This window comes from Streptomyces boluensis, from assembly GCF_009908195.1.
Classification (GTDB): Bacteria; Actinomycetota; Actinomycetes; order Streptomycetales; family Streptomycetaceae; genus Streptomyces; species Streptomyces boluensis.
Genome location: NZ_JAAAHS010000260.1, coordinates 1 through 11,080, shown reverse-complemented (window position 1 = coordinate 11,080; position 11,080 = coordinate 1). Strand labels below are relative to the sequence as shown.

Below are 11,080 nucleotides of genomic sequence, written 5' to 3'. Positions count from 1 at the left end.
TCCTGGTGCTACGGGACCGCCGCCCTCGCCCGAGCCCAGCAACTCGCCGCCTTCACCGTCGGCTCCACCGGGCGCCAACACTGAGCCGAACAGGCCCTACTGCACGCCATGACCGACGCCGGGCAGCTCGACCTGACCGTGGACCTCTCCATGTGCCACGGCTTCGCCGGCCTTGCCCACATCACCCAAACCGCCGCGAGCGACGCCCTCACCACCGGTCTCGCCGATTGCGTACCGCACCTGCTCGCTCCACTCACCGAGACGGACCCGGACACGCTGGCCGACTCGCTCCTGCACGCGCCGGACGGCGGGGACATCGGGCTCCTCGAAGGCGCCGCGGGCACCGCGCTGGCCCTGCACTCCTTCCAGACCGGAACCCCGGCGGTGTCCGGCTGGGACGCCTGCTTCCTGATCAACTGACCCTGAGAAGAGGGAACATGGCCCCTGAGGCCCCCGAGGAATGGCCGCAGCGCACGATCCAGTTCACCGACTGGTACGAGGCAGAGGCCGTAGCGGTGGAGCACCTGCTGCCGCTGTTCACCGTGCAGAACAGCGACACCCAGTGGTCCTTCCTCCGGAAACACCCGCGTTGGCGGCTCCGGTTCTGGCCGGCTGACCCGGACGTATCGCGGAACGTGGACCGGTCATTGGACGAGTTGCTCGGCACGAGCGTGATCGCCGCCTGGGCGCCGGGGATCTACGAGCCGGAGACGACGGCCTTCGGCGGACCGGCCGCCATGCAGATCGCGCACAAGTTCTTCCACCACGACAGCCGACGCGTCCTCGACCACATCGCCCGCCGCCGGACAGCCGACCCGGACACCCCCGACCTGGGCCGGCGCGAACTGGCGGTCCTGCTGCTCAGCGTCGCCATGCGAGCCGCCCGACTCGACCGGTACGAGCAGGGCGACGTCTGGGCGAAGCTCGCGGCCCTGCGCAGCAACGGCGAGGTGACGCCCACGCCCACGCGGCTCACCGGCACCATCCACCGGCTCATGACCATCGACGCCAGCTCCCACAACCGACTCTTTGCACAGGGCCGACTCGCCCACCTGAGGCCCTGGATCACCACCTTCGAGTGGCTGGGCCGTCAGCTCGCCGACCTCAACCACAGCGGCGGGCTGGAACGCGGCCTCCGGGCCGTGCTCGCCCACCACGCCATCTTCCACCTCAACCGCATGGGCCTCCCAGCCCAGGACCAACTCACCCTGTCCGCACTCGCGAAAGAAGCAGTCATGGCCACGAACGACACCACCGCATCCACCCCCACCGGGCCGACGCCCGGCACTACGGTCGACGGGGTGAACAGCGACACCATCGAAGCCACTCCCGACGGCCCACTCCGGAACCAGCTGATCGACCAGCTGATCAGCAAGGGCTCCGTGCGCTCCGCCCGAGTGGAGGAGGCGATGCGCACGGTGCCGCGCCATCTCTTCGTCCCCGACGCCCCGTTGGAGAAGGCGTACGGGAACGCACCGGTGAACACCAAGCTCGACGACAGCGGGGCCTCGATCAGCTGCGCCTCCCAGCCCGACATCGTGGGCATGATGCTGGAGCAGATGGAGGTCGCCCCCGGCCAGAACGTCCTGGAGCTGGGCGCCGGCACCGGCTTCAACGCCGGACTCCTCGGCCACCTGGTGGGCGAGCAGGGGCACGTCACGACGATCGACGTGGATGACGACATCGTGGACGGCGCCCGCTCCGGCCTGAAGGCCGCGGGCATCAGCAACGTCGAGGTCATCCTCGGCGACGGCGCAGTCGGCTACGCCAAGAACGCCCCGTACGACCACATCGTGGCCACCGTCGGCGCACACGGGGTCCCGCACGCCTGGCTCGACCAACTCGCCCCCGGCGGACGCCTGCTCACCCCGCTGCGCCTGCGCGGCAGCGTCTCCCGCTCGATCGCCTTCGAGCTCAAGGACAACGTCTGGCGCAGCGTCGGCTCCGAGATGAACACCTTCATGCCGCTGGCGCGGCATCGCGGACGACCCGCGCACGTTCGTCCCGCTCGCTCCCGACAACGCCGTCACGCTCGTCACGAACGGGGACCAGGAGGTCGACGTGGACGCGCTGACCGACGTCCTGCGCCAGCCCCAGACCACTGTGTGGAGCGGCGTGAGCTTCCGGGGCCCGGAGTCGGCGGAGTGGCTGGAGCTGTGGCTGACCTGCGTCATGCCGAGCGGCCTCAGCCGGATGCCCGCCAAGAGCGAGGCCATCGACAGCGGCCTCCTCACCGCCCCGTACCCCAGCTCCACCGCGGTCTTCGAAGGCGGCACCCTCACCTACCTCACCCGCCGCCCGGCGGCCGAGAAGGCCCCGGACGGCGCGACGCTCTACGAGTTCGGCGTCATCGGCCATGGCCCCGACGCCGCGTCACTCGCTGACCGTGTGGCGACGGAGATCCGTACCTGGAACCGCGAATTCCGGGACCGCGACGTCGAGTTCGAGATCCAGCCACTCGACGCCGAGCCGCTCGCGCCAAAGCCCGGCCGTTTCGCGTTCGACAACGCCCTCAACCGCATCGTCATCGAGTGGCAGTGACATGGACGCCGGCCAGATAGCCCGTCGCTTCCCACTGGTCGCCCGCCCACGTCCCGCATGCCGCCCGCTCGCCGAGCGGGTTCAGGAGATCACCGACCTGGCCCGCTCGGCCGAGCAGGACGCCAACCTTCAATCAGCAGCCGTCGCACAGAACATGGCGGCGCTGATCGTCAGCGACTGCGGACTGCCGGACTTGGCACGCGCACTCTGCTGGCGCCACGCCGAGGCCTACCTGAACTCCCAACCCTTGGGCGTTCAAGAGGCCCGGTACTGCCTGGAACCCCTGGTCAACCTCGCCCGCCTGCACATCCGAAACGGCGACGGCGACGCTGGCTTCCAACTGCTCGACACCCTCAACACCGCGGTCCGGGCCAAGGAGAAGGAGGCCGTCATCGACGGTCGCACCGTGTCCTTCCGGCATCTGACCGCCACGACTGAAGACCACCAAAAGCTGCGCCAATGGCTGTGGGCCATCCTGCTCGGCGACGGAACCCGCGCACTCGTCGCAGGAGGCCGATGGGAGAGCGCCCAGACACACACCGCACACCATAAGGGCGTAGGAGAACGCCTCCTCGACGGGCGACAGGTCCACGTCGTCGCCCGTTGCCTCGGCGGCGACCCAGCATCAGCGCTGAGGTTCCTCACCAGCAGCAAGCTGTCCGACGAGTGGGAACACGCCGTCGCAGCCAGCCTCGCCGCGCTCTGCCTGACCGTATCCAGTGAGAGCAGTGCCGAAGCGACCGCGCACATGGTGAGTAGCTACCTGGACCTGGACGCAGGGCCGGAACTGGCCGTGTTCCGTACGTGCTTGGGAGCCACGGTGCTCGACCTCTGTGAACTCCACATCCACGCAGCAGCAGTTGAGGTGCGAGACCGGCTCATCCGTACGGCGGTTCAGTCCGAAGACGGCTACGTCGCCCGAGAAGTGCTCGGCCACGAAGCCTGTGAGCAGTCCATGAGCCCGGACCAGCGGCGCGTACTGTCCCAAGCCGTGTCCGCTGCCGGGCTCGACCAGGGCCGGATGCCGGAGGACCTGGCCCAAGTTCTCCAAACTGCTGTCGACGCGAGCGCCCGCGCGACGCAGCGCCTCCTGACGCGACCGTTGTAGCCGGTGCCCGCCCGACCGTCTGCAGCACGCTGTTTGCACTTCTCACCGACCATTCGGAAGGAACCCGAAGCAGAGATGAGCACGGACCAGGAACTCATATACTGCGGTGCCCTGTTCTGCGCACGCCGCCGCCTATGAGACGCGACTTCTCCGCCTTCCGGTGTCAGATGGATGGCGCGTCGTAGCGGACTTCGGGGGACGCCTGCTCGGATTCGGTTCTGCACGGTGCCTGGATCGGTGGCCTGAGCAGTGGGTACCTGACGGTCTCCTGCTGGGGTTCCGCTCTGGGCACCCGCGAGCCTCACGAAGACCTGTTCGGCACGCGCGAGGTTCAGCCGCATGACTCCGTACGGTTCCGTGGCGTACCCGGTGCGGTGCCCGTGGAGGTGCATGGCTTTGTTCACGAGAACGCATGCACGGCTCTCGGCGGCGGTGAGTTGGGCGCCTGGTGAAGGATCATCCAAAGTCCATGTAACGGAGCTGGCCATGTACATGGTGAAGGGGGTGCTCGCCCCTTCCGAGGCGAGCACCCCCTTCACCGGCTCGAACTCGGCTCCTTCGACGAGGTGGCCGTGGTGCATTGCTGGCGAATCGTCCGGTCAGGCCTCCGACGAGCGTGCGTTGGGCCATCGCTCCCCCTGGCGGTTCTGGGCGAGACGGGTGACAGGTCCCGGTAGGTCAGCGCAGTGTGCGGGATCGGGCCATCCTGAACGGCGTGGCGGTTGACCCCGTCGTAGCTGGTGACCATGTCGACGGCGAGATCCCTCGGACGTCCAGTGTTGCCGGGTGCTCAGTCCCTGGCCGGCAACCTCGCGGCCCGTCACTTTCTCGGTGGTAGGCCGAGGCCGGAGCGGCGCGGCGCGTCGAGTCCAGGCGAGCAGCTCGGTTCGATCACCTCACAAAGTCCCGGACCTCCGTGTACACCCCGTGGTCTTGGATGAGGTCGGTGTGCCTGAGGTCGCCGGGTACGAGGCGGTTGTCCGCGCCCTCCAGGATCGTGCTCTCGGACGGGACGATGACGCCGTCCGCTGCCGAACGCCAGGTTGCGTAGTTCACGTCCCGCGGAGTTTCGTCCCCCTCGTTCAAGGCCCTGATGAACTCCGAGCCGCTCCATGTCTCACAGGCATCCGGGGCGAGAAAGGCGCCGAAGGCGCACATCGCCGTCAGCTGGGTGTTCACGCCGTGATTGGGGCCCGCGATGCCGGCGAAATCATCGACGTTCGCCGTTCCGCCGAGATTCTTGAGGTAGTAGCGGCTGGAGAGGTTGCCCATGGAGAAGGCGACGATGTCAATCTTTGCCGCGCCGGTGTCCGCCTTGAGTTGCTCCACGGCCTGCTTGATGACTTGGGCGTTCTGTGCGTTGCGTTGCCCGGAGGGAAGGGTGACCGCGAACATGGGTGTCGAGTCGTAGCCGTCCCCTTCGAACCACTTGCCGAAGGTCGACCAGTCGGCAGCACTGCCGCCGAGGCCGTGGACGAAGACGATCGGGTCCCGCGCAGGTTCCGGGGCCGCTGCGGTCGAGCTGGAAGCGCCGGCAGTCCCCACGACCGAAGCGAGGGCGACACCGGCGGCGAGGGCAGACTTCATCAGGAGTGCATTGATCACCTGCTGGTCAACGAGCGAGCGAGCTGGACGTATGGCTACCCCTGGGTGAATCAACGCTTGTGATCAACACACTTATGGCGCGATCGGGAGTGGCTGGTAGCGGTCGGGATGAGCGGCGCGCAGGTAGCGCACAGCGGCCTGGAGCAGGTTCGTTCGATTCCCACCCCCGCCGCACCGCCTCCTGAACTCGTGAAGAATCGCTGCTCAAACTCGGGTTCTGGCTCAGGTTCTGTGGACTGGCCATGCTGAGTCACGGATCGGCAGGTGGGGAGCGGCCACGGACGGGCACGGCTCTGGAGAACATGCGCCCGGAACCGGGGCCCAGCTCGGGTGAGGCTGCCTCAGCCAGGGGCGACCTGATATGAGTTGATCATGAATGCTGAAACTCTTGAACCGATGGAGCGCCTGCTCGCCGAGCGGGCTTGTGAGCGGCTGGTCGTCGAGTTCGTCCACCGGCTCGACCTCGGAGACCCGGGCTCGGTGGCGGACCTCTTCACGCAGGACGGCACCTGGGAATGGCCCGCCGGCGACCGCCGCATCGCGGGTCACGACGCCCTGCGAATCTACTTCGGCAACCGGCCCGCAGACCGACTGTCACGCCGTATATGCACCAACATCCTGGTTACCGTGACCTCTGCGGACACCGCCGCCGCCACCACCTACTTCACCACGTACCGTGTCGACGGCTACAGCGAGGGCCTCGTACCGCCGCGGCCCCCGGTCCAGGTGGGGCACTACGAAGACACGTTCCGCAAGGTGGACGACACCTGGCTGCTCACCACGCGGACTCTCTTCCTCTCCTTCGCCGGTCCTACGGAACGCCTCGGCGGGCCCGGTCAGTCATGAGAACGGCTCCCAGCCGACCGGCCGTCAACGGAGCTGCGCCACGGGGAGTGACACCCCACAGAACTTGAGCCAGAGCCCAAGCTCGTGAACAAAGCCAAGGTGCAGTTTCTCGACGGCTTGAATACCCGCGTCCGTCTCCGCGACGTCATCGGGCGGCACAAGGGCGTGGAGTTCAGCAGCTGCCGCGCGTGGAACCTCAAATCCCGCTCTGAGAGCAGGAGTTCCACGATTCACGCCCACCGAGGCGGGACATGATGCGCGGCATGACGGGAACCTCAACTCTGCTGGCGTTCGGCTCAGCAGCCGTCGGCTTGGGTGCAGCTGTGACCGCTTGGCAGGCAGCCCGAGGCAACAGCGTGCGCGCCGGCTTCGAACTGGCCAGGAGCCTCTACGTAGACCTCACCTCGTAAGAGACGGCCGAGTGCCGGAGCGCCCTTGAGTTCTATCGCCGTGCCACATCGCGCAGTGAGGCAGACACCAAGAAGGTGATGGACCACTACTTCGCTCTGCTGTGGCAGTTCGAGCGGGTCTATGCAGGCCGAGAGTCGCTGCGAGGGCAACGACACCTCAACGGCACTGGCCCTGCGGTCGATTACCTCGACCGGATGATCGAATGGCATGTGAGCGAATGGGCTGCCCGCTGGCTCGACATACGCCAGCACATCAGGTAGCACGTACCAGACTTGGACGATCGCCACTCGCTGTCGACGTTCTGCGACCTGGTAGAGAGCATCGACCGCGTTCACCGCGTCCAGAGCATCGCTGCCAAGATCAGCGACATCCGCGCGATGTGTCCTGCCCCTCAACCGCAGAGGGGACCATCCGCATGAACCCCAAGTTGAGGCGCACACTCATCAGCGCACTGATCGCCCTCGCCGTGGTCGGCTCGCGCTGCTGCTGTGGCGCGGCCCTTGGCTCCTCGACGGCAACCACATCCGCGATCGCGACCTCCAACCCGCTGACGGCGTGGTCATCACCGGCGTCCGCACCGCCCTCGTCGCCCTCGGCGCCGGCGTCGTTGCTGCACTTGGGCTCTGGTACACGCACAAGAAGCACCAACTCGACCGAGACAGCTCAAGCAGACCCAAGAGCAATTCCAGCTTGCTCAGCAGCAGTTCGAGCACGCACAGGAACAGTTCGCTCATACCCAGGCCAAGGACCGCGACCAGGCCGATCTGACCCGAGAAGGGCAGGTGACCGACCGCTACGTCCAAGCCATCAAGCTCCTCGCCTCAGACAAACGGCACGAACGCCTTGGAGGCATCTACAGCCTCGAACGAATCATGAACGACAGCGAGAAAGACCACGACACAGTCGTCGAAGTCCTCTCCGCCTTCATTCGTACTCAAATCGAGAAAAAGCAAAAGGCGAGCACCGTCACCTTGCCAGGCAACCGCACTCCGTCGTTCATCCCTGGCCCAGTCACTGAGCGTGTAGAAGTCACGCCGTGGGCTGAGGACATGAAAGCGGCATGTAACGTGCTCGCCCGCAGCCCGATCCGCGAGAGGTCGCATGCGGCAGACCTCAGCCGAGTCGATATGGCACAGCTGGACCTAGGACACCTGGCCCTTACCCGAGCAAACCTTCAAAGAGTCAACTTGGAGAGGGCATGCCTATCGGGTTCGAACCTAGCGGGCGCGGACCTGCAGGGCGCGCGACTGGAATTTGCGCACCTAGAGGGCTCGAACCTGAGGGGCGCGTACCTGGTGGGCGCGGACCTGATGAGCGCGCGCATGACGAACGCAAACCTGGCGGGCGCGTACCTGGATGAGGCGAATCTGGTGGACGCGTACCTGGCTGGGGCGAACCTGCAAGACTCAGATCTCTCAGTCGACCAAGTCGTCGAAGCCGAGATCTACACGTCGACGAACCTGCCGACCGCGCTCTCCGATGACGAGCGCATCAAAGCACGCATCACACAGTGTGAAGCCGCCAGAGCAGGAGACGGAGAGTCTCGGCGCGGATGAAGCGAGGGCTCGCGAATAGGTGGCTGGGCGGCGTGGCACTCAGCCGCCGCGCTGCGTAGAGGGTACGAACCTCCCCATGTATCGCGACTATGACTTTGGGTTCGAGCTGTACGTGCAACTCAGGGAACGGGTAGGGGGAAGGAAGGCCTGGCCCTACGGATTCCAGCCGGCCCGGAGGATGATTGAGATCATCTACTCGCAGCTCGGCCACACGGATTCACTCCGCTTCCTCACTTGCGCCCTCAAGGCCTCCGAGAGCCAGCAGGAGTCGAGGGCCTGGCGTGCACGGCCATATCGGGATCTGTTTTCCAGGGAACTCGATGCCGAGTTCGGAGAAGCCAAGAAGCAGCAACTCGACACTGCCTGGCTGATCTTCAACACGGTGCGGGATGTCGCCGGGGCGGAACACAGCGAGCTCCTCGTCATCTGCGCAGTACATGCGCTGAAAGCCGATGAGCCGGCCTACGTCTAACGAGCTGGTGCACGGTTGGCGGTGAGGCGTCAAGTCCTTGATGGTTGATCATGGTCGGGTGGTGGGGAATGCGACTCGTGCAGTAATCATCAGCAACCGGCGGATCACGGGCCTGACGGCCGGAGTGATTGCCGAACTCGTCGGTGAGATCGGGCCGTTGTGGCACGAGCGTCACGAAGCCGGGCTTGCTTCCCGGCCGCGGAAGCGGGCCGTGGGTGCCGGTGCGAAGCACCGGCTGGTGTTCGTCGACCGGCTGTTGGCCACGCTTGTCCATCTTCGTCACGGGGTCACCCACGACGTGCTGGCCTGCTGGTTCGGCGTGGACCGATCCACCGTCACCCGGGCCGTCAACGAAGTGCGGCCCCTGCTCGCCGAGCGAGGCTGCACCGTCAGCCCCGATGTGCGGCTGCGGTCCCTGGCCGAGGTCGTCTACCACCTCGGCGCGAGCGGGAAGACCGGCATCGTCGACGGAACCGAGATCCGGGTCCGCCGGCCCGCCGTTGGACGCAAGGACCGGGACAAGTTCATCTCTGGAAAGAACAAGCAGAACGCCGTCAAATCCATGGTGGTCACGGACGGCGAAGGCCGCGTGCTGTGGTGCAGTGCGGCCCGTCCCGCAAGCTGCGCGGACATCACCCACGCCCGCCAGTTAGGGCTGGTCAAGCTCCTGGCCGACGGGCCTGCGGTCGAGATCCTGGCCGATGCCGGCTACCAGGGACTTGGCGCCCAGACCGGTGGCCGGGTGGTGACACCACCGCACCGCAAATTCAAGAAGAACGCCCCGGACTGGTACGAGGACATGTACGAACGTCAGCGCAAGGCACATTCATCACGACGTATCCGTGTCGAGCACGGCATCGCCCATCTGAAGAACTGGCGGGCCCTGGCCCGCCACCTCGGCCGCCGCGAGCACATGAGCGACACCGTCCAAGCGATCGCCGGTCTGCTGTCCCACCAGCAGACCGTGGACCTGGACTCGACACGGCAGATGTGAACACCGACCACACCGAAGGTCAAGACGCCTCACCGCCAACCGTGCACCAGCTCGTAAAGCGTGTTGCAGAAGGCTTCGGTCCGGGCATTTTCCTTGTATGGGTGGGGTGTTGAGGGCTGAGTCGTTGTGGGTGGAGACGTTCACGGGTCTGCGGATGCGGCAGTTCGAGCGGCTGCTGAAGGCGGTCCGGGAACGGGGCGGGAACGGGCCTGGTGGTGGTCGTCCTTGGTGCCTGCCGCTGGCCGTCTACTACCGCACGAACCTCACCATGAGGCAGCTCGCGCCGCTGTTCGGCTGCTCGCCGGCGACGGTGTGCCGGGTCATCCAGCGGCTGCGGCCGCTGCTGGCCATCGAGCCGGCTGCCCGCCCGGCCGACACGGCCGAACGGCTGTGGATCGTCGACGGCACCCTCGTCCCGGTACGCGACCGGAAGATTGGTGCGTCCTCGCGCAACTACCGGTTCTCCGCGAACGTGCAGGTCATCATCGACGCCGACACCAAGCTGGTGATCGCCGCGGCACGTCCGGTGCCCGGCAACACCGCCGACGCGAAGGCATGGCGCGACTCCGGCCTGGCCAGGACCTGCGAGGGCGTAACCGTGCTCGGCGACGGCGCGTACATCAACACCGGACTCGTCGTCCCGCACCGCAAACGCCCCGGCAGAGCCCTCTTGCCCGGCGAGGAGGAAGACAACGCCGAACACCGTAGAGTCCGGGCCCGCGTCGAGCACGCCTTCGCCCGCATGAAGCACTACAAGATCCTCCGCGACTGCCGACAACGCGGCACCGGCCTCCACCACGCGGTCCAGGCCATCGCCCACATGCACAACCTCACCCTTGCCGCATGAGCAAACCGGTCACGATCCCCGCTCCGACCTGCCCGGACGCAACCTTCTGCAACACGCTTTAAGCGCTGTCCCGTAACTGATCTTCGAGTCGGGGTGGACGCTGTTGAGCGCGGTGTGAGCTGTCCGCCTATCCAGCGAGGTTGAGGTTGTGCAGGCGGGCGATGCCGAGCATGGCGTGGTGGGCGCCGTCGCCCTTCAGGCGCAGTCCCGCAGGATCTTCCAGGTCTTCATGCGCACGAAGGTGCGCTCGACGCGGCACGGACCTGTCTGTGCGAGCGGTTGTGCTCCTGCATCCACTCGGGCAGTCCCTCGCCGGCCCGGCGGCGGTGCGGCATCACGAGCCCGGTGCCCGGATAGCCGCCATCGGCGATCGTCATGGTCTTGCCGACGGCGGCCTTGTCCCCGGATTCCTCCCACGCCTTGCAGTCGTTGCGGGCCGTGCCCTCCCCGAGGCCGAACGCCGGACACACGAGACCACCATCCGCACAGTTCTGCTGGAGCAGGGACTGCGAGCAGACAGCACGTCCATGAAGACCGACGCCCTGGTCGCGACCCTCGCCCAGGCCGAGCAGGCGGGCCATGACCCCGAGGCGCTCCTGCAACAGGCCATCGACATGCGCGAACTCGACACCGCCGCGGACGTGAACGACGTCCTGGTCTGGCGCCTTCGCCGGATCGCCCAGCTCCCCGCCCACCCAGG

Annotated in this window: 9 protein-coding genes and 3 pseudogenes; 10 read left to right on the top strand and 2 right to left on the bottom strand. The window is 66.7% G+C overall.

What is annotated here, in order from left to right:
* Positions 1-108 precede the first annotated feature (108 nt).
* From GUY60_RS26405 to GUY60_RS26395, 3 genes and pseudogenes are all read left to right on the top strand, one after another.
* Positions 109-420, top strand: a complete 312-nt coding sequence (locus GUY60_RS26405) for a lanthionine synthetase LanC family protein (RefSeq protein WP_246235697.1) — start codon at positions 109-111, stop codon at positions 418-420.
* 17 nt (positions 421-437) lie between these two features.
* Positions 438-2,541 (top strand): annotated as a pseudogene (gene fxlM, locus GUY60_RS26400) (methyltransferase, FxLD system).
* Position 2,542: 1 nt separating this feature from the next.
* A complete protein-coding gene (locus tag GUY60_RS26395) occupies positions 2,543-3,649 on the top strand; it encodes a hypothetical protein (protein ID WP_161702142.1) in 1,107 nt (368 codons plus the stop codon).
* Between the two features lie 891 nt (positions 3,650-4,540).
* On the opposite strand, the gene GUY60_RS26390 is transcribed toward GUY60_RS26395, so the two are convergent.
* Positions 4,541-5,308 carry an esterase/lipase family protein gene (locus tag GUY60_RS26390; RefSeq protein WP_161702140.1) on the bottom strand — a complete coding sequence of 256 codons (768 nt, stop codon included), beginning with the start codon at positions 5,306-5,308 and terminating at the stop codon, positions 4,541-4,543.
* A gap of 318 nt (positions 5,309-5,626) precedes the next feature.
* On the opposite strand from GUY60_RS26390, the gene GUY60_RS26385 reads away from it, so the two are divergent.
* The 6 genes from GUY60_RS26385 (at position 5,627) to GUY60_RS26360 (ending at position 10,380) form a co-directional block, all read left to right on the top strand.
* The gene (locus GUY60_RS26385) at positions 5,627-6,100 is read left to right on the top strand and encodes a nuclear transport factor 2 family protein (RefSeq protein ID WP_161702138.1); all 474 of its coding nucleotides are present in this window, start codon (positions 5,627-5,629) and stop codon (positions 6,098-6,100) included.
* Positions 6,101-6,588: 488 nt separating this feature from the next.
* A complete protein-coding gene (locus GUY60_RS26380) occupies positions 6,589-6,771 on the top strand; it encodes a hypothetical protein (protein WP_161702136.1) in 183 nt (60 codons plus the stop codon).
* 522 nt (positions 6,772-7,293) lie between these two features.
* Positions 7,294-8,067 carry a pentapeptide repeat-containing protein gene (locus tag GUY60_RS39170; RefSeq protein ID WP_161702134.1) on the top strand — a complete coding sequence of 258 codons (774 nt, stop codon included), beginning with the start codon at positions 7,294-7,296 and terminating at the stop codon, positions 8,065-8,067.
* 76 nt (positions 8,068-8,143) lie between these two features.
* Positions 8,144-8,539 carry a hypothetical protein gene (locus GUY60_RS26370; protein WP_161702132.1) on the top strand — a complete coding sequence of 132 codons (396 nt, stop codon included), beginning with the start codon at positions 8,144-8,146 and terminating at the stop codon, positions 8,537-8,539.
* Between the two features lie 61 nt (positions 8,540-8,600).
* Positions 8,601-9,533 carry a transposase family protein gene (locus tag GUY60_RS26365; protein WP_312866428.1) on the top strand — a complete coding sequence of 311 codons (933 nt, stop codon included), beginning with the start codon at positions 8,601-8,603 and terminating at the stop codon, positions 9,531-9,533.
* Between the two features lie 97 nt (positions 9,534-9,630).
* Complete coding sequence (locus tag GUY60_RS26360; protein WP_161702130.1) at positions 9,631-10,380, top strand: transposase family protein; 750 nt, start codon at positions 9,631-9,633, stop codon at positions 10,378-10,380.
* Between the two features lie 127 nt (positions 10,381-10,507).
* Here the strand turns inward: GUY60_RS26360 and GUY60_RS26355 are convergent.
* Positions 10,508-10,814: pseudogene (locus GUY60_RS26355) on the bottom strand (transposase family protein); the annotation flags it as partial.
* Here GUY60_RS26355 and GUY60_RS40100 point away from each other — a divergent pair.
* Positions 10,815-11,080: pseudogene (locus tag GUY60_RS40100) on the top strand (mobilization protein); the annotation flags it as partial.